This window comes from Halobacteriovorax sp. GFR8 (assembly GCF_050955245.1).
Taxonomy (GTDB): Bacteria; Bdellovibrionota; Bacteriovoracia; order Bacteriovoracales; family Bacteriovoracaceae; genus Halobacteriovorax_A.
This window is the reverse complement of record NZ_JBPBLR010000002.1, coordinates 1,343,663-1,368,228: the sequence shown is the minus strand read 5'-3', so window position 1 is coordinate 1,368,228 and position 24,566 is coordinate 1,343,663. Positions and strand designations below refer to the sequence as shown.

General features: G+C 37.6%; 16 protein-coding genes and 1 riboswitch. Of the genes, 11 read left to right on the top strand and 5 right to left on the bottom strand.

The annotated features are described in order from the left end of the window. Positions 1–2 precede the first annotated feature (2 nt). From ACRXC1_RS07055 to ACRXC1_RS07045, 3 genes are all read right to left on the bottom strand, one after another. Positions 3–1,349 (bottom strand): sensor histidine kinase, encoded by a 1,347-nt coding sequence (locus ACRXC1_RS07055; RefSeq protein ID WP_433657603.1) that lies wholly within the window; start codon positions 1,347–1,349, stop codon positions 3–5. 78 nt (positions 1,350–1,427) lie between these two features. Next, on the bottom strand, positions 1,428–1,844 hold the full coding sequence (locus ACRXC1_RS07050; RefSeq protein ID WP_433657601.1) for a DUF6691 family protein: 417 nt from the start codon (positions 1,842–1,844) through the stop codon (positions 1,428–1,430). Next, on the bottom strand, positions 1,844–2,251 hold the full coding sequence (locus ACRXC1_RS07045; RefSeq protein WP_433657599.1) for a YeeE/YedE family protein: 408 nt from the start codon (positions 2,249–2,251) through the stop codon (positions 1,844–1,846). Before ACRXC1_RS07045 ends, ACRXC1_RS07050 begins: the two co-directional genes overlap by 1 nt. Before the next feature lie 115 nt (positions 2,252–2,366). On the opposite strand from ACRXC1_RS07045, the gene ACRXC1_RS07040 reads away from it, so the two are divergent. The 9 genes from ACRXC1_RS07040 to ACRXC1_RS07000 all read left to right on the top strand — a co-directional run bounded on the left by ACRXC1_RS07040 (position 2,367) and on the right by ACRXC1_RS07000 (position 21,541). Beyond that, on the top strand, positions 2,367–2,981 hold the full coding sequence (locus ACRXC1_RS07040) for a Crp/Fnr family transcriptional regulator (RefSeq protein ID WP_433657597.1): 615 nt from the start codon (positions 2,367–2,369) through the stop codon (positions 2,979–2,981). A 109-nt stretch (positions 2,982–3,090) separates the two neighbouring features. Further along, positions 3,091–3,411 carry a hypothetical protein gene (locus ACRXC1_RS07035; protein WP_433657595.1) on the top strand — a complete coding sequence of 107 codons (321 nt, stop codon included), beginning with the start codon at positions 3,091–3,093 and terminating at the stop codon, positions 3,409–3,411. Positions 3,412–3,754: 343 nt separating this feature from the next. Further along, the gene (locus ACRXC1_RS07030; RefSeq protein WP_433657593.1) at positions 3,755–13,222 is read left to right on the top strand and encodes a tandem-95 repeat protein; all 9,468 of its coding nucleotides are present in this window, start codon (positions 3,755–3,757) and stop codon (positions 13,220–13,222) included. Between the two features lie 130 nt (positions 13,223–13,352). Beyond that, on the top strand, positions 13,353–16,316 hold the full coding sequence (locus ACRXC1_RS07025) for a COG1470 family protein (protein WP_433657591.1): 2,964 nt from the start codon (positions 13,353–13,355) through the stop codon (positions 16,314–16,316). Positions 16,317–16,335: 19 nt separating this feature from the next. Continuing rightward, entirely contained in the window at positions 16,336–17,235 is a 900-nt protein-coding gene (locus tag ACRXC1_RS07020) for a hypothetical protein (protein WP_433657589.1), read from the top strand. An 18-nt stretch (positions 17,236–17,253) separates the two neighbouring features. Further along, positions 17,254–17,940 (top strand): hypothetical protein, encoded by a 687-nt coding sequence (locus ACRXC1_RS07015; RefSeq protein WP_433657587.1) that lies wholly within the window; start codon positions 17,254–17,256, stop codon positions 17,938–17,940. Beyond that, a complete protein-coding gene (locus ACRXC1_RS07010) occupies positions 17,940–18,866 on the top strand; it encodes a hypothetical protein (protein ID WP_433657585.1) in 927 nt (308 codons plus the stop codon). The genes ACRXC1_RS07015 and ACRXC1_RS07010 overlap by 1 nt, the downstream gene beginning before the upstream one ends. Positions 18,867–18,963: 97 nt before the next feature. Then, positions 18,964–19,323, top strand: a complete 360-nt coding sequence (locus tag ACRXC1_RS07005; protein ID WP_433657583.1) for a hypothetical protein — start codon at positions 18,964–18,966, stop codon at positions 19,321–19,323. A gap of 66 nt (positions 19,324–19,389) precedes the next feature. Continuing rightward, positions 19,390–19,502: riboswitch (TPP riboswitch) on the top strand. Continuing rightward, a complete protein-coding gene (locus tag ACRXC1_RS07000; RefSeq protein WP_433657581.1) occupies positions 19,493–21,541 on the top strand; it encodes a TonB-dependent receptor in 2,049 nt (682 codons plus the stop codon). (Overlaps the previous riboswitch by 10 nt.) Here ACRXC1_RS07000 and ACRXC1_RS06995 read toward each other — a convergent pair. Next, on the bottom strand, positions 21,538–22,353 hold the full coding sequence (locus ACRXC1_RS06995) for a hypothetical protein (protein ID WP_433657579.1): 816 nt from the start codon (positions 22,351–22,353) through the stop codon (positions 21,538–21,540). The genes ACRXC1_RS07000 and ACRXC1_RS06995 overlap by 4 nt on opposite strands. Before the next feature lie 188 nt (positions 22,354–22,541). On the opposite strand from ACRXC1_RS06995, the gene ACRXC1_RS06990 reads away from it, so the two are divergent. Continuing rightward, a complete protein-coding gene (locus tag ACRXC1_RS06990; RefSeq protein WP_021266654.1) occupies positions 22,542–23,267 on the top strand; it encodes a YebC/PmpR family DNA-binding transcriptional regulator in 726 nt (241 codons plus the stop codon). Further along, positions 23,268–23,672: a hypothetical protein gene (locus tag ACRXC1_RS06985; protein ID WP_433657577.1), complete on the top strand. Its 405-nt coding sequence runs from the start codon at positions 23,268–23,270 to the stop codon at positions 23,670–23,672. A 49-nt stretch (positions 23,673–23,721) separates the two neighbouring features. Here ACRXC1_RS06985 and ACRXC1_RS06980 read toward each other — a convergent pair whose 3' ends face one another. Continuing rightward, on the bottom strand, positions 23,722–24,555 hold the full coding sequence (locus ACRXC1_RS06980; protein WP_433657575.1) for a hypothetical protein: 834 nt from the start codon (positions 24,553–24,555) through the stop codon (positions 23,722–23,724). Positions 24,556–24,566: the final 11 nt, after the last annotated feature.

The following is a 24,566-nucleotide window of genomic DNA, read 5'->3' as shown; positions in this document are numbered from 1 at the left end:
TTTTAAATCTCTATTGTAAAACAGGTGAATGATTCTTCATTATCCAACTTCAAGTTACCATTTAATTTTTCAATTTCTCTCTTTATCGAATAAAGACCTACTCCCCTTTTGTCGCCCTTACTTGAATAACCAAACTCAAAGGCCAATTCAGGAGATTTAAAATCAACAAACTTTCCATTGTCGATTATTTTAATAACAAGGCCAGCTTCAGAATTATCAATTCTTATTTTTATCCACTCGAGATCCTCGTGAAGAGCTTCACGTGAATTCTTAATCAAGTTTATTAAGGAGTTTTTAATAATTCCTTTATTCACCCTAACTTCTTTAGACGGCCTAGAGTAGACGATATTCACTTCAGGAAAAATTGAGATCACTTCTTCTACAACATCCGATATAAGAGAGTCGTTTGTGCCTTGATTTTTATAGTTATTTAAAATATCAATGGCACTTTTTGTCCCTTCATAAATCGCCTTAACTTCTTTGGACTCGTTTATCGAGCTTTCACGCTTTAGCTTTTGCAAACGTAAGTTTGTAAACTGTAGTGGGTTGGCCAAATCATGAATCATAGAATTATATGATTGCTTTTGCTCTTTAAGTTTTTGAGCAAAATGAGAAACCTCAAGTTGCTGCAGTCTTGTGTACTCTAATAAATCCACTATAAAATAGAGTGGAATCCAATACTTGAAACCAAAAGCATGATAGCTCGTTGTATAAAAGATATTTAAAACACTAATAAAGAGTCCAAATATCATGAGGTAGTCTCGGGACTTTAATGAGATTAGAAAAAATCGAATGTAGACAAGAGATACAGAGATCGTAAAAAACTTTACAAAACCTGCAAAACTATCATTCATTAAATATGGAATCTGTACCTTTAAGATATAATTTGATGCAGGGTTTTTAACAAATTCTTCCCCGAGACAACAAGGCCCTGGCCCCTTCATAAAAAACCAAAATAAATGGATGAGGCAACAACCAATAGCTCCAACGACAATACCGTTATAGATAACTCTTAAAGTCTTATTCTCGTTAAATACTTCTGAAAGATTGCGCCAATAATAGTACCTGGCAGTGTAAGTGAAAATAAACATCACCAATGTCAAAGGTACTTTATAAACAGAATAGAGGGGAAAAAAGAAATTAGAGACAATGATTAAGCAAACTGCTGCCTGAGAAAAGCACATCACAACTGTCTTAATAGGAGAAGACTGTGCATTTTGACTTAGGCGATTGAGATGAATACTGGTCACACCTAATGAGATTAAATATGTCGCAGCTCCAAGAGCAATTAGGACATAACCAAAAGCAAGCCAAAAATTTAGAGAGAATTGGTGTAAATATTCATACATTAAATAAGAGTAATGATTTTATGCGCCATAGTCAATAAGACTAGTTGACGCATAAAAAAATTATCTAAAAAAGTGGAATTATGAAGTCAATTTCTTAGAGATTTGGGAACCCACGATCATTGCTATTACAAATACTACCATCGGAGCTGAAAGATTTATTAGATTCACAATAGCAGGGCCTGGACAAATACCAGCGATCCCCCAACCAATCCCAAACAGGGCCGCACCTGAAACTAACTTCTTATCAATAATCGTCTTTGTAGGTAAGTGAAATTGAACATCACAAATCGGAGCACCACGCTTAGTAATAAGCTTAGTGGCAATAACACCAATAACAACGGCACCACCCATAACAAAGGCCAAAGAGGCATCCCATCCTCCCTGTAAAGAGAAGATGTCTAGGAAACCGATGACTTTCTTTGGATTAACCATTCCTGAAACAGTTAAACCAATACCAAATATCATACCTGCAATTAAACTTGTTAATTTCTTCATTATAATAACCCCATTAAAGATACGACTGCGACAGCAACGGCCATGAAAGTAAGAGTTGCGGCCAGAGATCGTTTTGAGAAGCGAGAAAGGCCACATACACCGTGCCCACTAGTACAACCCGAGCCGAGTTGAGTTCCAGCACCTACAAATAGGCCAGCTACGATGGCCTTAGTATATGTTAGATTGAGGGCATAATTAAAAAAGCTTGGGTCCACCAATTTTACAACAAGACCCCCTGCTAAGAGTCCTAGCACAAAGAAGATGCGCCAAAAGCCACCGTCATTCTTCTTGTGAAAATTAAAAAATATTCCAGAGATCCCAGCAACTCGCCCATTAAAAAAGAGCAAAAATGCAGCAGAAACTCCAATTAATATCCCGCCTATCAGAGGCCACGTAAAGTTAGTCATATACTCACCTTTTTTATAAATCAGTCCTTTGCAATACTCCAAAGACTTTCAAACTTAAATTAATTATATATAATGATTATAAATTAACATTGATGGCCATCAAACTTGGAAAAACATGATTAAGGAAATCTTAAATAATATTGAACAACCTATCTATCGACAGTATCAAAAAGGTGAAACAATTTACAGAGAGTCAGAATCCCCTCAATACCTCTATATTGTTGAAGAAGGTATCGTTGGCCTCTACTACAATAGCGAGAATGGCAAAGAGAGCTTCTTAAGAGTCTATGGGCCAGGAGAAATCTTCGGTCATCGTTCATACTTTTTAGAAACACCTTATCACGCCAACTCAATTAGTCTGACAAAATCAAAGCTAATGCTCATTGATCGTAAACAATGTGACAATATTTGTCTTGAAAGCCCGGCCCTACTTAAGAATATGACGAAGATCTTAGCGAGGGAGCTTGGAAATGCTGAAAGAAGACTGGCAGGAATGGCAGATAAGTCGGCCAAAGCAAGAATCGTTGAAGCCCTGGTCTATTTAAAACTTAAGCACCCTGAGCATAATTGGACTCGTAAAGAAATTGCAGATTTTGCGGTATCAACTTTTGAGAGTGTGACAAGAATCTTAAGTGAACTAGAGTACGCAGGTTTAATTACAAAGAGTGGCAGAAGTATCGAAATTGTGGACGAGCAAAAGCTTCTTAAATACTCTAGTGAGAATTATTAAGATCTTGTTAATTTCATAGCAAATTTTACATTTAAAGTAGCTCAAGCTTGTCTATATGACGCTACTTAGATAGGATGCGGCCAACTAAAACCCACACAAAGGCCATCTTATGAAACTAGTAATGACTCTTCTAACTCTTATCTCATTTTTAGCCATTAGCTCTAATTCAATTGCTTGTGACAATGTTGTCAATAAGCAACTTGAAAGAAAAATTAGAGCAGATCGTCCACTACAAGTTAAATACCTAATGTATCTAACTGAAGGAACTGAACTTCTAAATGAAAGAGGAAATAAGCTAGCGCAATTTAATGAAGACAAGCTTATCTACTCAGCAATCGGCTCAGAGCACTCTGGTTGGTTCAATGCTGCAGTTGCAGTTAACCCAGATACATGCTCGATTGATTATATTGGCTACTTTGCGGCCGAGTAATCCTAGCAAATAAATTCAAAAAATATCAGGCCCAGCTTCAAGTTGGGCCTTTTTAATCAACTAAACAAATACTCTGTAAAAACCTTAAGATATCCGAATGTAAAAACATTTAGTTTAAACAATTAACTTTTTAACATATTGAAATCACGTCTTACATTTTTAAAAGTCCACAAAAAATTGCCACCAAATTAAATAATATCTCCATAAAGCCGATATAAGTAACTGAATTTAGTGATCTGTTCATTAAGTGTTTAAATACTAAGGAAATATTGTAATAAGTCGAAAATATTTAAGAATAAATTTTATTCACAAGAAACGAAAAACGAATGATTTGTGAGGGACTTTGAAAAAACCAATACTCTACGTCGGACTTGCTCTGGCATCACTATTTAGCTTTAGCTATATCTTCTTTGCAGATAATAATGCAACGAAGACTGATAGTTATAGTGAATTAGCGAAAGAGATTGGGATCGAGTATGAGCTTGTTAAACCAAAAGTTAAAGCAAGGCTAAACTCAACATCGACATTTACAAAAAGAGATCCTTCTTCTGTTGAACAAAGCGAACAAGAAGAATCAGTTACTCCTAGTAAGAAAGCAGCGGATTACAAGCTTTCAAAACATGCAATTAACGAAAAGAAGAAAGTATCAACACAAGTCTTCTTAAATGATTCAGGTGACTCAAGACCTTTCTATGCAAATAACACTTTTGAAAGAACTCCTGCAAAGGCAGACGATAAGAAAGTAGAGGCCAAAGAAGAAAGTAAGAAAGTAATTGCTTACTCTCTTCCAACACCACCACAAGCTGATGAAACAAATCCTGAAGATGAGTCTTCAAGTGGCCAACAAAATAACGGTTCAAATTCAAACAATGTTGTTATCGAAATTCCGGCCATTGAAGGACGCATTCCTCCACTATCTGGACTAATTACTCAGACAAATAACAAGAGTCTCTTTATTAGCAATGCCTATGCAGCGACGACATGTACAGATCCAAAAGTTGAACTCTTTGATCTTGTGACAATGACAGTGCTTGAAGATAACCCTATTACATTTGAAGGGATTAACACTACAACTTATTTTAAATTTGATGCAAGGAAATTAGCATTAGACCTGACGGCACCAGCTCGTTACAAGGTAAAGGTTTCGGGATGTAGTGACGAACTAGAGAAGGTTGTTACAAGTTATTTTAAACCACAAGATATTACTCCTGTTACAACACTTCTAGCAAAGATTACGAATACAGATATTGAATACACACCAACTAGAGAACTTGCAAATTATCTAGATCAAACAGAATCATTAATTCAAGCTAATATTGATAACCAAACAATCGACTATGATCTCATTTATACTGAGTTAGAAAATAATACTGATGCTGGTCTTATCTTTAGCGAGATAACTCAAGGTGAAACAGCGTCAATTTTAAAAGATGCTGCACCAAAGATGAAAACACTTGAAACACCAACTTCATTAAAAGAAGGGATTCAAAGTGATTTCGAAGCAAATGCTGTTCACTGGGATTCATCTTACCCAGTTGCATACCAATGGATACTAGATGGTACAAGTGTTTCAAACGCAGGCATATGGAGTTATACTCCTCCAGCAGATACTGCTGCTAGTGCGGAAATTATTGTTAGAATTGGTAAAAAGAATGATGGCGATGCAAATGTAAACACAGATTTACCACATCATCAATTTTCCTATACACTTGATATTGAACAAATTAACGATGCCCCAACTCTGACAGCGTCACAAAGTGTGAATGTTACAGAAGATACTGTACATAATTTCTTTCTTACACCAGGTGATGATGTAGACTCTCCAAGTCTATCTTATATTACGACTTCTCTGCCAACGAATGGAACACTGACTTGTGTTGGAACAACAAATGACTGTACTTATACACCTAATGCTGACTTTTTCGGTGTTGATACATTTACTTATAAAGTTAATGATGGAGAACTTGATTCAACAGAAGCGACAGTCACTCTAAATGTTGCCAACGTTAACGATAGACCAGTAATTGGTGCAAATCAAAGCTTAACCATTGCAGAAGACAACACTCTTGCAATTACATTAAACCAAGCAACAGATGTCGACAACGCACAGGCGTCACTTACATACAAGATTGTAAGCTCAACAAATAATGGAACACTTTCAAATTGTATTACAACCGGCACATATGGAAACGATCTAACTTGTGACTATACTCCAAATGCAAATTTTAATGGAAGTGATAGCTTTAGTTATATAGCAAATGACGGATCACTAGATTCTGCAAGTGTAGCAACAGTATCTCTAAACATTACTCCAGTTAACGATGCGCCTACACTTGCAGCTACTCAAGCTGAGTCGACAAATGAAGACACGCCACTGAGCTTTAATCTTAATACTGGTAGTGATATAGAAGGGACGACGCTAAATTACACGATTCTTTCTTCTACTACGAATGGTATCCTTTCTTGTACACAGGCAACATCGACGGCCTGTAACTATACTCCAAATTTAAACTTCTTTGGGACTGATAGCTTCACTTATAAAGTTGATGATGGAGAACTTGATTCAACGACTGCGACAGTGACAATTACAGTAAACACAGTCAATGATGCTCCAGTAATGGGTGCTGATCAGTCTGAGGCAACGGATGAAGATACAGCTCTTAATTTCACATTAAATACTGCTACAGACGTGGATCTGCCAGCGCAAACAATTTCATACAAACTAGTTTCTGGCCCTACTAATGGGACGCTTACAAATTGTATAACAACAGGCTCATATATTAACGATAGAGATTGTACATATACACCAAATGCAAATTATAACGGATCAGACTCATTTACATATATTGCAAATGATACAGTTGCTGATGCAGTGACATTTGCGACAGTAACGCTAACAATTAACGCAGTCAATGATGCTCCTACTCTAGCACTAACACAGACAGTTAGTACAAATGAAGATACGCTTCTTAACTTTACTCTTAATGCTGGAGCAGATATTGAAGGAGACACTCTATCGTATTTAATTGTTGCGAACCCAGCAAAAGGTACTTTAACTTGTACAGGTGGAACATCAAGAGACTGTACATATACTCCTGACTTAAATGACAACGGCTCAACGTCTTTTACTTATAAAGTAAATGATGGCCAATTAGATTCAACAACTGCAACAGTTACAGTTAATATTACTTCAGAAAATGATGCTCCTGTGATGGCAGGAGATCAAGTAGAGACGACAGCAGAAGACAATATGTTAAGCTTCACTCTTTCTGGTGCAACAGACGTTGATATTCCTGCGCAGACAATTCAATACAAGCTAATAACTGCTCCGGCAAATGGTACTCTTTCTAATTGTATTAACACATCAACTTATTCAACAGATATTACATGTGACTATACACCAGGGTCGAATTTTAATGGAAGTGACTCGTTCACATATAGAGCAAATGATACACTAACTGATTCAGCAACTGATTCAACAGTATCAATTACAATCTCTCCCGTTAACGATGCTCCAACTCTTGCGTCCACGCAAAGTGTATCAACAAACGAAGATACAGCATTAAGCTTTAATTTAACAGCTGGATCAGATATTGAAGCTGATACTCTGTCTTATATTATCATTTCAAATCCAGCAAATGGAAATCTTAGTTGTACAGGTGGAGCATCAACAGCGTGTACATTCACACCAGACCTAAATTTTAATGGTTCGACATCATTTACTTACAAAGTAAATGACGGTGCTCTTGACTCAACGACAGCAACTGTAACAATTACAGTGAATGCAATAAACGACGTACCTGTCATGGCAGCTGACCAAGCTCATACAACTAATGAAGATACAGCGCTAAACTTCACTCTAAATGGTGCGACAGATGTAGACCTACCGGCGCAGACATTGAGCTATAAGGTAATCTCTGCCCCATCAAATGGTACGCTCTCTAATTGTATTACAACAGGAAGTTATGGGACTGATATCTCATGTACGTACACTCCAAATGCTAATTTCTACGGAAGTGACTCATTAACTTATACTGCAACTGATAGTGTTGGTGTAGCGGTTACAAATGCAACAGTAAGTTTAACAGTTAATAGTGTAAACGATGCTCCAACTCTAGCGGGCGACTGGTCATTTTCAACAAATGAAGACACAGCTCATAGCTTCAATCTAACACCAGCAACAGATATTGAAAATGACACTCTTTCTTATATCGTTGTATCGAATCCAACAAATGGAAACTTATCATGTACAGGTGGAACTTCAACGGCCTGTACTTATACACCAAATTTAAATTTCGAAGGAAGTGACTCATTTACTTATAAAGCAAATGATGGTGCTCTGGACTCAAATACAGTAACAGTCAGTATTACTGTCAACGCTATCAACGATGCACCAGAAATGGTGGCCGATCAAAATGAAGTAACAAATGAAGATACTCCTCTTAGTATCACTCTAAATGGTGCAACAGATGTGGATGTGCCAGCACAAACTATTAGTTATAAAGTAGTAAGTTTACCAACTAATGGGACTCTTTCAAATTGTATTACTACAGGTTCTTATGGAACTGATATCACCTGTACATATACGCCAAATGCAAACTTTAATGGTACTGACTCATTTACTTATCTTGCTAATGATGGGCTACTAGACTCAGCGGCCATTTCAACTGTTAATATTACAATTAATGCAGTTAATGATGCTCCAACTCTTGCAGCAACACAAACTGTTTCAACAAATGAAGATACTCCACTTAACTTTAGCTTAAATGCTGGCGCGGATATTGACGGCGACACTCTCTACTATGTTAAGCTTACTGACCCAGCAACAGGGACGCTAAGTTGTTCAGGTGGAACGTCTCGCTCATGTACATACACTCCTGTTGCAAACTATAATGGAACAACATCGTTTACATATCGTGTGAATGACGGTGTTGCGGATTCAAGTGTCGCGACGGTTACGATTATTGTAAATTCTATTAATGATGCTCCTGTTATGGCGGCAAATCAGTCATATTTAACTGATGATAATACGGCCCTAGCAATTACACTTAGTAATGCAAGTGATATTGATGGTGATGCTCTAACATATAAGATTGTTACAGCACCATCTAATGGGACACTTTCAAGTTGTATCACAACAGGATCTTATGGAACGGACCTTACTTGTACATATACAAGTAATGTAAACTTCCATGGAACTGAGACATTCACTTTTATCGCAAATGATGGAACTGTTGATGCAGCTTCTGTTGAGACAGTTACGATCACTGTAACTGACAAAACTCCTTCAGCTCCTCCAACCATTGCGCTTACATCGGCAACGTACACAACTTCTACAGCAAATACGATGACTATTAGTAGCTGTAACGATATCGCATCAATTATTATTAATGAGGGAACTCAACCAGCTGCTGGCGATGCATGGGTAGCATGTTCAACTGGAGCAAGTGCAACAACATATACTCTTGCTAGTACGACTCAGGGTCTTCATACACTTAAGGCATGGTCAAAAGACCCGCATGGTAATATCTCGACAACATCTTCAAATATAAGTGTTTATTACGATACGATTAACCCTAGTCTTTCGCTAACAACACCTACAATTCAAAAGGGTGGAAATAATATTAACCTGGCATGGAGTGCAACTGATGCGAGCACATCATCAGCTCAAAATTTCCAAGTAGACTTCTATAATGGAAGTAGCTGGAGCTCAGTAGGTACTACTGCCGCAATTAACGGCCCAATTAGCACACAAGCATTTACTAGAGCTTGGACAGTGCCTTCAATTAATACGACTAATGCTAAGTTTAGAGTTTCATTTACTGACCTTGCAGGAAACTCTGCAACAGTTGAATCAAGTGCGTTCGAGATTGACTCAATTGCCCCGGCCCTAAGCTATACATCACCGGCCAATAACTCATATCACCTTTCAAGTACAACGATTAATGGTAATTGTGAAAGTGGCCTTAATATTAATATCTCAGGGGATATTCAAGCAGGCTTCTCTATTGCTTGTTCAGGTGGAACATTTTCACAAACAGTAAACTTCTCTGATAATGATGGATCTAAGGTTGTTACAATCAATCAGGTTGATGCTGCAGGTAACTCAACATCAGTTTCAAGAACATTTATTCGTGATGAAGTTGCACCAATCCTAACAAAGACAGCTGGTATCTCACCTGACTTCACAAATGCAAATACACCAAACGCATGGTCTGGTACGTGTGAAGGAACTTATACGATCTATGTTACAGGTGATGAAACAACATCATTCAATTGTTCATCTGGAACATGGAGCTGGACTCCATCACCAAAAACAACAGATGGAACATTTGTTTATAATTTAGTACAAACCGACGCTGCAGGAAATACATCTTCTCCGGCCCTATCTCTTTCTTGGCAAAGAGATGCAACTCCTCCTGCATTTAATGCCACGGCCCCAATTCAAATTGAAATTGGAGAAAACCAATCTGAAACTCTACTAAGAGACAATTTCACAATTTCAGGAACATGTGAAGGAACAAATGTTATTACAATTTCTGGAACTGAAACAGACACGATTACTTGTTCAGCTTCTTCTTGGACTTGGACATCTGCAAATTATACAACAGATGCAACAAGAGCTTTTACATTTTCTCAAGCAGACTCTGCAGGGAATACTTCGGCCCTAACTTATACGTGGACAAGAGACTCTAACTTCCCTGCTCTTGCTATCGATCTTGGTTCAATCAAGAATAATGGTGCGACTGCAACTTTTACAGGAACATGTGAAGACGGCCTAACAATTAATATTACAGGCTCTCAGACGACAACAACGACATGTTCTTCTGGCGTATGGTCTTGGACAACGGCCACGACAGCGTCAGATGTTAACAACACTTATAATTTTTCTCAAACAAATGGAGCATCAAATACAACAACTGTTTTAGGGTACTGGTATCGAGAGACAGGACTTCCAGTAGTAAACTCAATTACAGCAGGACTTGCAGATCCATCACCAACTAACTTTGTCCCATATTCGTTAACGGCCAGTTCACAAAATGCGAATGTTTATCTGACACATATTTGTCTTCAATCAAATAACACAGTTCAGCCGGCCATTGATGATGCATGTTGGATTGCTGTTAATTCAACATCAATTGGAATCACTCCTGCACAGAATATCACTGTGACAGACTACTCGTATCTACTTGGTTGGGAGCCAGCACTATATGATGTCTATGCATGGGTAAAAGATGAAGCTGGAAATATTTCTTCAAATACGCAAGCGCTAAGTACTGACTACGATCAAATTACTTATGACAAGGCTTCTCCTCCGACGATTTGGGACGTTGCGGCCGCAAATAATGATACTTCTTCAATTCCTCCAACAAGAGCTGACTCAGCTGTTCCAACTGGGACTGATTTATATATTCGTTGGAAAGTAGATGACTCGATTGGCCTTCCTGCGACAGCAATCAATATCTATTACACACAAGATGAACAAACATTTACTGCGATTGCTGGAGCACAAGGAATCGCACCTCATACAAACCATGGTTGCCCAGGGATTTCACTGGCAGCAAATGAAGGTTGTTTTAAATGGACAGGTGGTTCACCTCTAGCAACAGCTTACAAAGTTAGAGTAAAAGTAACGAACCTAGCTGGTATTAGCACTCAGCTTACATCGACGCCAATTAATGCTGATCGTATTAAGATTATTGCAGGTAATACTGAGGCCGGCCTTGGTGGAGATGCAAGGTCTGCCCTATTCTTTAATAAGCGTGTTGGTGACTCTTCAGATATTCACACTCTCGTCTTTACTGATGATGGAAATATTTACTTTGCTGACTATAAAAGAGGAATCATTACAGTTGACCCAGCTGATGGTAAGCAAAAGCTCTTTATTGCAAAGACTGGAACATCGACAGGTGATGGTGGACCGGCCGAGAGTGCAACTCTCCGCTATCCAATGAAAATAACTCTAGATTATCAAGGACGTCTTTTAATTCTAGATTATAATAGAATTAGAAGAGTTGACTTAAATCTAGAAAACCCAACAATTGAAACGATTATTGGTGGTGGTTCAAGCACGGCCGACACAGTAGCAAACCCACTTGATCTTCAAATGAGAAGTTTATCAAGCTCAGATTATCGAACAAATGCTGTTCTCTTTACACCGCTTCCTAATGGTGACCTTTGGTTTAATGCTGAAAGATCTGAGAGTATTAATACTGACGGAAGTTTTAAAGTTAGAATCTATAAGGCCGCGACAGGACAAGTTGAATCATTCTATCTAGGTGGTACAGGAGATGGTTGGCAGTCAACTCAAGACCTTTCTAAGTGTCGTGTTGGTTATACTGGAATTAAGTTTAATCAAGCGACATCACAAATCGAAGGGATCACAGGTCATGCCTACCACCATCAAGACTTTGCAGGATGTGATATGTATGGTTCAACTTCTACCTATACATATGCAAGAGTGTACTTTGATCCAGCAACAGGTCAGGCAATCACACCATTTGATAATAGTTACCGCTGGTATCACTACTACAACTATACAGGAATGGATGGTAAGTCTTATGTAACAGTTGCAAGAAGTTATATGAATCGAAATAACTTTGATGGAACTTATACAAGAATTCTAGGCTCTGGAACTCTTGGTGAGTGTGCAGACGGAACGCTAGCGACAGCGTGTAATATGGATATCTACTCTGTCTTTGTCGATAAGAACGGAAAGGTTTATTTTAATGACCGTGGAAGAATTAGAACACTTGATGAAGAAGGAAAAGTTGTGACGATTTTTGGTCAAAGTCAGTCGTATGGTGACAATGTCAATGCCGTTAATGCACGCTTTAGTAATATTAGCCGTGTTACAAGACTTGATAATGGAAAGGTCGTTGTAAATGACACATCTTCTTACTATCTTAAGGAATTCACAATTGAAGGAAATATCAATATTTTAGCTGGTAATGGTACCGTTGCAACAGCATCAACAGCTTCTGCAGCAAATACACAACCAGTAAGAAACCCATACTGGACAGTAGTTGACCGAGCGACTGGAAATATCTATATGGACCGAGTGGAATGGCACTATGGCCGTTTTGCTATGCTTAACCGCTCAACTGGTATGTGGGAAGATGTCTTCAGTAATACTAGTGGGACACAGTTTTTTGATCCAACAGCAGATGGAAAAATTGGAAGCGACATTGATGTTGCCGGAGATCAAAATAGGGCCCTCCCTATTGGGTTTGCTAATGGAAAACTATTCTTAAGTCGAATGAGGTACAATTCCACAGATATTCGATATGAAGACTTTATGCTTAAGGCCTACGACTCAGCAGATAGCTACAGACAAGAGCATATTTGGGGTGTTCTAGGATACAATGATATAAATGAAGGTTGTACAGAACTTAGAACAGCTCCTACTTCCGGTAGCACATGTGAATACGAGTACTGGGATAATTATCGAAATATCTTCTACGATAGTGTCGATGCGAAGTATGTAACGGCCAAGATGTATCGTGGAGCTCAACGAAGAGTTATTGCATTCAAGGACGGAAACGTTGAGCAAATTGCCTATACTGCTAGAAATATTGATGATGGTTTCGTTTACACTAGAAGAGGTGGAACACAATATCTTTACTATTGCTATGGAAGCCGCCTGTATGGACATAATATTGATACAGACACTGACCTTGGTGCCCTAACGTGGACAATGCCTCAACTTTCATGTCGCGGAGTCCAATTCGATTACAACCCGACAAATGACTCAATTATCTTCCCATTTGAGCAAAATGGGCTCTATGGTGTCGCTGAATACTTCCTCTAAATAAGTTTAGGTTGCCTAACAACTGTATGCCTAACCTCCTGATTTTTATCATGTACAAAAGACGTACATAGTTATAAATAATGCTCAACAATGAATATTTTCATCTTTAATAAGCTAAGATGCGAGCATTATGAAGAAGATAAGAATCGGACTTTCCCTATTTGCATTTTTTATTAATTTACTAGTATTTGGTAATGATCTTGATATTAGTATGCTTCCGGATAAGAGTGTCCAACCTGGCGAGGTGGCCATTCAAGTTCTTCCTATAAAGTCACCAACAAACACAACTTATAAAATTTCTATTGAAAGCAATCAACAATGGCGTGCTGAAGGCCCAGGAGTTGTTGAACTAATTGCAGGTGATCTAACTTACCTAACGTTCTATACGTATACTCCTAGCTTCGTTGATGCAGGAACAATTCATGAGTTAAAAATTATTTTCACAAATATTGAAACTCAAGAAAAGATTGAAAATAGCATAAGTTTTGTTGTGGCAAAGAAGCGCGATCTTGACTTCTTTGATGCTGACCAAAATATTGAAACAAATAAGAAAAATCATACTCTTAATTTAAAAGTTAAAAATACAGGTAATGCAAGTGAGGTTTATAACTTTTCAATTAGAAACCTAACACCTGAAGTAAGCGTGAGCGTTAATAGCTCCCCTATTACTATTGCAGCAAATGAAGTGAAGCTTCTTCCGGTAAGAGTAAATTTTAAAAATAGCACATCAACATATGCAGCATTTGAAGTTAATGCCAAAGTTGGTGGAGTCACAAAATTTCAAAAGAAATTTCAGGTTAAATTTGTTAGCTCTGCTAATAATCAAGACCGTCAAGGAAATTACCTTGATACAACACTTACCATCACAAATGATTATATGAGTGTCGAAGGACGTGACTCAAATCTTAGCTCTGTTGTTCTAAACTCTAATGGTGCCCTGTCTGACTACGTTTCTTTATCGAGTTACGTGCAGGCCAATATGGTTAATGGACAAGCACAAGATGCACGTGGAACATTCCACTTTGATGGAGATAACTGGCGTTTTAGTGCTGGTAACAACGTCGATCTTGACGTTGATGCAAATGTTGGTAACGAGGCCCGTGATGGTGTCGCCTACACTAGGGATATCCTTCCAAACTTAAAAGTTGGAACACTTGTGGGTGTTGATGAAAATGACGAATTTAACACTGCGGCCATGGTTCAATATGATCCAAGGCCAGGCCAGCGTACTTTTGTTGTTATCAATCAGAATTCAGACTCGGGTGAAACATCGGGCTCAATTGGATATCGTGGAAACTTCAATCCTAATGATAAGCTATCATTTGCCCCATCACTTACAATTTCAGACGACCCGCAACGAGGAGTTATCCAGGACTACCGTACAGCTGTTCGCTATATGGTGAGAAAGAATCTTCCAATTGCTATTTCATCTGGCTATAGAAAAGATCGCTTTCAAGAAGTAATCTACAACAACGCTTCTCTTTCTTATGACTTTGACGGTGTCCTTATTGAACTTAGTCGTAACGACGAATTAGCGAGAGATACTTTTGGAACAAATGAGCAAGATAGACAACACAGTAGTTCAAATCATGTAAGAGTAAGCTTTCCAATGGGTGGTGGTCTTTCTGCTAGTGTAAACTATCAAGACCACACCAGCTCAAGTGTTAAAGAGCAGAGAAAATTCATTACTTTTGCTTATCAGAACAAACAATTATATGCGGCAATGAGAGCAGGTGTTGCCAGTAAGAATTATTCAGATGGCAATATTCAGGATTATACAAATGAGCCATTTGTCTCGGTAGACTTAAGCTATAAAGCACCGAAATTTACAATTAGATCACATGTTGAATATGAATCATATGGTGACGACTCATATCGCACACGAACAAATATTGGTGTGGACTATAATATCGACAACAATCACTTCAATGGAAGTGCCTACGTGAGAGTGGGCCACGATGAGGGTCAAAGAAGAGATTATGTTACTCAAACGCAAACTGATCTAGACTATATTGAAGCAGGGATTCGTACAGGAACAGATAGTAACTACTCTTTTGAAATCTACACAAGAGCAGAAGATAATCACCAATATGATGATATTGACTATCAAATCGGAATTCGTTTTCAATACCGCTTTGGTGCGAAAACGCCACGAAAGGTTGAAGATGCTTTTGGTGGGAAAAGAACAGGAAGTATTGCCGGACGTATCTGTATCGATCGTAACTTAAACGGTACTTGTGAAGACTTTGAAAAAGGTGTTGAAGGACTAAGCATTTACAGTGTTACAGGGAGCGCAACAACAGACAAAGACGGGAAGTATCTAATTAATGAGCTTAAGCCAGATATTGATCATATCTCTCTTATTGAGAGACAGGTTACGGCCAAGTCACTAGAGTCATCAGAGTATTATAAAGGAACAAAAGTTCTTAAAAACCAAACTGTCTACGTAGACTTTGCCCTTAAGGAAATTTCGACAATTAATACATTCTCTTACAACGATATCAATAAGAATGGACGTTATGATAAGGATTTCGATACACTTATAGGAGATATTACTTATCAGTTAATTGATGAAAATAATGAGATCATCCCTATTAGTGGAAAGTCTCTAAATACAATTAACTATTCACGTCTTCGTAATGGAAAGTATAAATTGAGTGCAATAGCTAACTCTTCTATTTACAAAGATATCCAAAAGGAAGTTATTCTTGATCTTCCTAGAGATAATATGCAAACCGTAACATTTGGCTTTGAATTGATTGATGTGGACACACTTCCAATCCAAGACTTAATTATTACAGAGTTTGACAACAGTATTATCAGTGCTCCTAAATTTAGCGCTCTCTTAACTCTGGATTCAGCTGAAACAGAATTTAATATTCTTTCAAGCATTTCGGTACAACTTGATGGTTATCAAGTTGATATCGAGACAGAAGAAGTATATTCCGGACTGTGGGATATCAATCTTGATTTAAAAAACCTTATCTCATTGATTAGTCAAAAAAACGAAATCACTATTGAGATAGAATTAGAAAATGAAAACGGTAAAAAATTACAAATAAAAAGAGTTAGAAGTCTCTTTTACAATAATTAGAAGGTTATAAAAGGTCATAATGATGAAATATTTTTTAACACTCATTCTACTTTGTGCAAATCTTACAGCTTCAGCATGTCTCGTTCTTCAAAAAGACGACAACGGTAAGAAGTCGCATCCTGCAATCAAGCACTACCTTGAAGATGGAGATAAGAAGCGTGAGATCGTTGTTAAAAATGTAACGAGTGAGAATTGTCGGTTTACAATCATTAAGACAGAGCTTATCCAATCAAGAGATGGAAGCTATAGCTACCTACCTTCTAGAGTGGGACAAGAGATAAATTACTCACTGTCGCCTTTCATGTCACTTCTAGACGAACAAGGACTTGAAAGTTTTGCTATTGAACAAAGCCTGGCCCCAGGTGAAACGAGACACTACGGCCTACAAATCAATATCCCGACGGCCCAGAATATAGGAAGCTTTCATGCCGGTTTCAAAATAGATTACTTAAATGGATCGACGTCTTTTATCGTTGGAGAAATTTATTATTCAACGAAGCAGACGCAAGTATCACCACAGCTTAGGTTTTTAAAGTTCGACAAGAAGAAGAAAAAGCTTGCTTACGCCGTTGCTAATAAAGGCAATGCTTATACTTTCTTTACAATGAATTTAATCTACACAGACCCAATGACTGGTTTCGAATCGCGAGGTGTTGTCGATGAGGAAAAGCTTTATCTATTCAAAGCAAATATTAGAAATCACCTATTACCTGGTGGAAAAACAATAATGACAGAAATAAGTCTAAAGTCTCATATAAGAGCACTAAAAAAACAATTTGAGGAAGAATTTCCAACTCAGGAGTTTCCAAAAGTTTTAAATCTTACGGCAATTCCTCTCTATGGCATTGACTACGAAAATTGGAAAAATCATAAAAATATACCATTAGGATTAAAATCAGTAATGATTCAAACTAATTAATTTACTTAAGGAGAAGACATGAGATTAATTAAACTTGTAACACTTGCTTCAGCTCTAAGCTTTAGCACTTTTGCAGCAGATTCAACAGCAAATGGATCAATCACGCTTTCAGGTGGATTTTCACCAAAAGTTAATAGTGTATCGATTGCACTAGTAGACTGTGGTCAAGATGTATCTTTTAACGACTGTGATGCAACTCTTGAATCTACAAACTTTGGAACACACGCTAATGATGCATCTCTACCTCTTGGTACTCTAGATGGCGAGTCAAATATTAGATATGTAAAATTTGAAATCAAATCAAAGATGCTACTTTTCAAAGGCGATTATCTAAAAATCACAAAGACATTAGGAACATCTTCAAATGATGTCTCTGTCGCACTTGAAAAAATGATCTTCGTATCAGCTGGTCTAAGCACTTACGGACAACAAACTCTTGGTGGTGCAGCTTCAAGTCTGTCTGCCGGTGACATCATGGTTGATACAAAGAAAAATATCACAGATGTAGCTTCTGAAGTATACAACTCAGCTACAGCTAACCCAGGTGAAGCAAATGCTAAGGTTCTTTCTGCTCTAGTTGATAACTCAGCACTTACGGTAAGAGGAATCATTTCACTTGAAGCTGGTGATGAAGCAACTTCAAGTGACTTCGAAGCTGTAATCAATGTTGCTTTTACTGGTGTTGATGGGAACGATACACCTTAATGAATAAAATCATAGCTCTCACATTCATACTCCATATTGCAGTGAGCATCCAAGCTAGCTGTAATATGGGAGGCTCTTTCAAATGTGAGAGCTATACAGATAATGGCCTTAATGGACTTGTCCTCGATCCGTGGCAAGTTTATGAAGGCCGCTATTCTTGTGTCTCGTGGTTTAGTTCAAATTACGACTACGACATCGAAGATATTAGTGTACAAGCTGGAATGGCCATAGAAGTAAGCTTTAAGACTGATTCAAGCGCAGAACTTGATGTCAAGGCCATCACATCTAATGGAGCTAGACAATTTCAACGTATCAAAAATCAAGTTGTCTATGATTCTGTTGATGGAGATCGTTGGTATTGGCAAACATATCGTCATATATTTACGAAAAAATCAACGACATTAAGACAACTAAGATTAAGAATTCCGGCATATACTAATATTGATGACTTTGAGTGGCGACTTGGAAATGGATCAGGCGAAATAACTGACGGCCGTTACCTACAATTAAAAGATCAAACACACTTTAATTATACAATATCAGAAGATGACCTATTCTCACCTCTTCCTAAAATTTGGAACCTTGAGCTAGAAGGTGTCTTTGGGGCAAACGATGAAGCACTAATAAGCTTTGCACCACGTAGTATCACTCCAATCTACTTTCCAACATGTGACTCAATTGTTGACTCACTAATTGTTGTTGCACCTAACGAGAGTGGCCTAGACTCCTTTTCAATTGGATGTAAAGAAGTACCTTTTCCGCTGAGTTCACGCCTTCCCTATCTTACAATAAAAAATAACACCGCAAAGAACTATTGCTCAGCAATCAATTTTTCAATACAGACTAGCTTTAACCTATCCATATCTGATGATGTTGAGTCAACTGACTATACCGAAGTATTTGATATCATTACTGAATTCAAGTAAGAAATAATTTCAAACAAGAACAGCTTCACTTGCCTTATCTTGAGCAAAGTGCGATCTAGTAAATCAATTTAGAAATATAAAGAAAAGTGAGGAATATATGAAAAAAGCACTTCTGGCTTTAGTATGTCTATTAACTCTTAATGCTCAAGCGGGTATTTCAATTGGTCTACCTCCAGGAATGAGTATGCCTGACTTTGATGCAATTGAGCAGTCTCAACGCGTATTTGAAGAAACAGTTGAAGAACTTATGGCAAGTGATGAGGTTAAGACAATTGTTGAAACAGTTGAAGATGATTATCTAGCAGCATGTATCGCTCAACCACAAAAGGCATCAGCAACTCTTTTTAATGTTTACCTACGTTATAAATGTGAAGGTGCAACAGATGTAAAGCTTATGATCGCAGCAAAAATCAAAAATGGTGTCGTTAAAATTAAAAATTATAAAGTTAAGTTCTAATTAGATGGGCCAGCTAAGCTGGCCTTTTTATTTGCCCTTTTAATTATATTAATGTAATTAATACGAAAATTTACCCAAGGGAGCTACACCATAATGTGGCTGAGAAGAGCGGAATTGGCCGTCAAACCTTTTAACTTGATCCAGGTAATGCTGGCGTAAGGAGACTCAGATGAAAATACTGATACTAGTATTTATTTCCCAACTACTATTTGTACAAACGACTTTGGCCAACAGTGAAGATGCTATCTATATCTACGGACTTTTTGAAAAGAAGGAATATTATAGCGATGCCAATAGTACATCGTTAAAAACAGACAAGGACTTTTCACAAGAACAATCCACTGACTTAAGCGAATCTTTTAAGTCCATCCCAAACCTAAATATGGCCAATGGGAGTTCTCGCTCTAACTTCTTTCAAATAAGAGGAATTGGGGAAAGATCGGCCCATGAAGGTATATCAAACTATTCTGTAGGGATTATGGTCGACGAAATCGACTATACAGGAGTGTCAGGAACTACAAATCTAAATGGCATTAAGCAGCTTGAAGTCTACAAAGGGCCTCAGGCAACACGATTTGGACCGAGTGCAATGGCAGGAATGATTCATCTAAAATCCCAAGCTCCTACACAGGAGTCAAAGCTTAAAACATATCTTTCGTATGAATCATTTAATACATGGGAAGAAAGCATCAGTTACTCAGGAATGCTTACCCCTTCGACAGGACTTACACTAAGCCTTTCTAAGAGAGACAGTGATGGCTTCATGAGAAATGAATACCTAAAGCGCAAGGATACAAACGGACAGGATGAGTTAAATCTACGTACAAGCCTTACGAAAGACTTTATAGACTCAACTCTTACATTTGGACTTCACTATTTTGATAAAGCAAACGGTTATGATGCTTTTGTACAAGATAATAGCTTCACAACTCGCTCAGACAAACCAGGCAAGGATAAGAGTGAAACTCTTGGTCAATACCTAAAGTATGAAAAAGACTTTAGTGTAAACTTAACAAGTACAACGATTCTAACTCACTTTAAAAACAACTCATATTATAGCTATGATGAAGACTGGGGAAATAATCCATACTGGAACACTATTCCAGGCTGGAATACTGACTATGACTACAATATTGAATTTCCAAGAAAGCGCGAAGACTTCACTCTTGATCAACGATTCTCATCACAAAAAAGTATAATTGGTCTTTATCTGAAGGCATCAAGTGAAGATTTTAAAGAGATAGGATATGAGGACTCAGCAGTAAGAAAGAGTATTAACGGAGAAGTCGAAACAAAGATTGTATCAGTCTATGCCGAACAGACAAAAGAGCTAAGTGAAGCAATTGATATCAATTACGGTGGCCGTATCGAATATCGCAATGTCGAATTTGAAGCGCAAGAAAGTGGGATAGAAACAAAACTATCACCAGAAGACTTAATGTATGGCCTAAATATAACACTATCTAAGAAAAGACTACTTGGAGACCTGGCCTATGTAAAACTATCTAAAGGATACAAGCCTGGTGGTATCAATACACAGTCAGCAGTACCTGATACACGTAAAGAGTTTAGGCCAGAGGATCTCTATTCACTTGAGCTTGGTCAAAAATATCATTTAAAGGAAAAAGGGATCTCCCTTAGTAGTTCTCTATTTTTCATGTACCGTCACAATGCACAAGTAAAAACATCGTTTCAAGATGATCCAATGGACCCAAGTTCATTTACATTCTATACAGATAATGCGGCAAGTGGTTTTAACTACGGAGCAGAGTTTGAAGCAAGCCTTACGAAGCCCTATGGCCTAAGCGCGAATTCGGGAATAGGACTCCTAGGGACAAGGTATGGTGACTATAATATCGGAACAAGAGATCTTGATGGAAGACAGATGCCTCATGCACCAAATTATCAAGTGAACCTCAATTTAAATTACAAGTACAAGAACGGTATGTATTGGGATATCAACTTCTATGCTTCTGATGATTTCTACTTTTCAAATTCTCACGACTTTAAATCAAAGGCCTATCAATTAGTCGATACAAAAGTTGGTTATCGATATAAGTCATTAGATATCTCAATTTGGTGCAAGAATGTTTTTGATGAAACTTACTCACTTCGTGGCTACTACTTCGCCAATATGCCTCCAGCATGGCAAGACGAGCTCTATACACAAAAAGAAGCTCCACGTAGCTATGGTGTTAGTGCGAACTATGAGTTTTAGAGATAGTCTTTATTAATACCATAAGCATTAAAAATATGATCGTCTGGAGTATGACGATAGAGTTTAAGCTTATTTCTCTCTCGATGTTGCGAAATATATTCTTCGTAACAGTCATTAGCTTCTAAAACTTGACTCGTGAATATCCCCTGTTGGTCAAAAGCGAAGCGCTCAGCACGATATGCGTGTTGGGCGCGATTTCTTTCCTTTAATTCATAGATTTCATACATCTTAGAAGTTTCATAAGAAGTAAGCTCTTTCATAGGTTCAAGATCGAGTCCAAATAATCTTTGGAAATCTTTAAATGTATTATAATAAATCATATCAACTTCATATTCCTGTGGAATAAGCTCGTCTAGCGCATGTGTTGCTTCATGAACAAAGAAATGCGCGACAAGACCTAATTCATCTTCAAGGCCAATGAAGATTGTTGGAGTCTCCATTGTAAAATCAAATAATGCTGAAGTTCTTTGAGATAGCCCACGACGCTGCCTTTCATATTGTGAAAGATTTTTGATCTTTAGCTCACCTTGATCCAAAAGAGGTTTAATTTTATTTACGACATCCTTACCTTTTTCAGTTGTTGATACTAAAGCGAATAACTCATCTAACTGGTAATTTGTCTTATTTAACTCGAATTTCTGATTTTCGCGACTGATGGTACACTCTGCAACCTCGGCCTTTTGGTTTTGAGATCGATGACGATATGTAGGATTGTGATCGATATCTGGGCCAAATCCACCCATGCCTCCAAAGCCTCCAAATGAAGCAAAGAGATTCAAATTAATAAATATTAATGCAAAGTATTTACCCATAATAGTCTTCCTTTGAACACAGAGTAACACCTAAAAAACACAGAGTGTCATATTTTGAATATACTTCATTGCTGACTATTACTTATACATATTTCAGATACTTAGCTTAAATAAATAGGCCTAGAACTAGACGATTTATGATGATTTGACTAAAACTATAGAATAATAATTTAACGTAAGAGAGATTTATGGGAAGAAAATCAGCAAAAATTGCGGCCAAAAAAGGCGCAGCGGACAAGGCCCGTGGACAGGTATTCACGAGAGCACTAAAAGATGTATTCTTAGCTTCTAAAAGCGGAAGTGGCGATCCAGAAACAAACTTTCTTCTAAAAGTTGCAATTGATCGTTGTAAGAAGTTTAACGTTCCAAAAGACAATATCGACCGAGCGATCAAAAAAGGTCAAGGTGGAGATGGTGTCGGTTATACAGATATTAATTATGAAGGCTATGGCCCTGGTGGTGTTGCCGTATTCGTTGAGGCCTCAACGGATAATAATACAAGAACAGTAGCAAGTGTAAGAAGTTACTTCAATAAAGTGCAAGGATCACTTGGGCAAACAGGATCACTAGAGTTCGTTTTTAAAAGAGAAGCAAACTTCTTAGTTAACGAAGAAAATGTATCTGACCACGATGAGTTTGAACTTGAAGTAATCGATGCTGGGGCAGAAGATATCACACTAGAAGATGGTGTATTTGAGATTATTGCACCAGTGGAGTCATTTGGAGATATTCAAAAGAAACTTCAAGAGATTGGGATTACACCTGAGGAAGCAAGACTTGAGAGAGTTCCACTTAATCACAAAGCAATTGATGATGAAGATACATTGAAGCAATTTGAAAGGTTAATTGACCTACTTGAAGAAGATGACGATGTGGTAACTGTTTATCACAATCTAGAAGAGAGCGAGGAATAGATGAAGTATTTAATTATTGCACTCATTGCATTTATCGCAAATGCAGGTGAATTTAAGGTCGAAAAAGACCTTGCAAAGAGCCTATTTCTTTCCCTCGAATCGACTGTAACTCCTGATTGTAGTGGAAATAAATGTATTATCGAGCTTGACCAAGTTCTATGTACACACATCTTAAAAAGAACGAAGTGTACAGTTGGCGCATTCACAAATGGTGATATTCTTGTCAAAACAGTTAGAGGAAGCGAGGCCAAAGATATTTTTGATGCCTTATATGATATCAATGAAGCGACATGTTCTTCAAATAGAAAAACTTGTGGAACTCACTTCTACAATGTAACTTGTGAAGAAAAATCAAGATTAGTTTTCAAATCTTATAAATGTCATTTAAGCGACCTTAGAAAGTAGAATATAAAAGGGATCCCTAGGATCCCTTTTTTTATCAATGAAAATTTAATTAGAACCTGATTCCGGCCCCGATATAGAAATTATAACCGCTTTGATCAATATGTTGTGAGACACCGCTTTCATGTGACATAGGAGCTAGAACATAATCTCTTTGCTCAACACCTATTTGGATAAAGAAGTTATCCCAAAAAACGGCTTTTGCCTCAAGAGAGACTCCATAAGAATATCCACCGATATCATTAAAGTGATTCTCTTCGTACTTTTGACCGTTGTAATATGTCTTCGTATCGGAATAGACGTGAACAAGCCCCACACTCGCGCCAGGACTTACTTCGAACCTAAAACTTGGGGTATCAACCAAGCGAATAGCGTATTTCATTCCAAGCTGAATATCATTTAAGATTGTAACATTTTTAGCTTCATACACATCGTAGCGATCATCTTCTAAGAGACCTCCTTCTGTCACTCCAACATGCCTACCAGACATATTATAGCGGCGATAAGTATCAGCAAGTTCAATACTGAAGTTCTGTGTTACTAAGTATTCAATTGTGACTTTATGGCCTTCCTTAAATTTTAAATTCTCTTCAAGATAATGATTAAAATCTTCATCATAAAAGTCATAAACAGATTCATCATCTCGAGAAACATTATACGAAGTATCCATTTCAGAGTGATTTATTTGCGAGTAGGAGATCACAAATCTTTTTCTTATACCATCAAGAAAGGATTCTTCATCTAGTTCAAGCTCTTTAATTTCAATCGGCTCAAAGACAGCATCGCTATCCCCAACAATCTCATTTAGGTGTGCATGATTGATATTTAGGTTTTCCCCAAATACATAAGAGCTGAATAATAAAACTGATAATAAAAATCTCTTCATATATGGCCTAT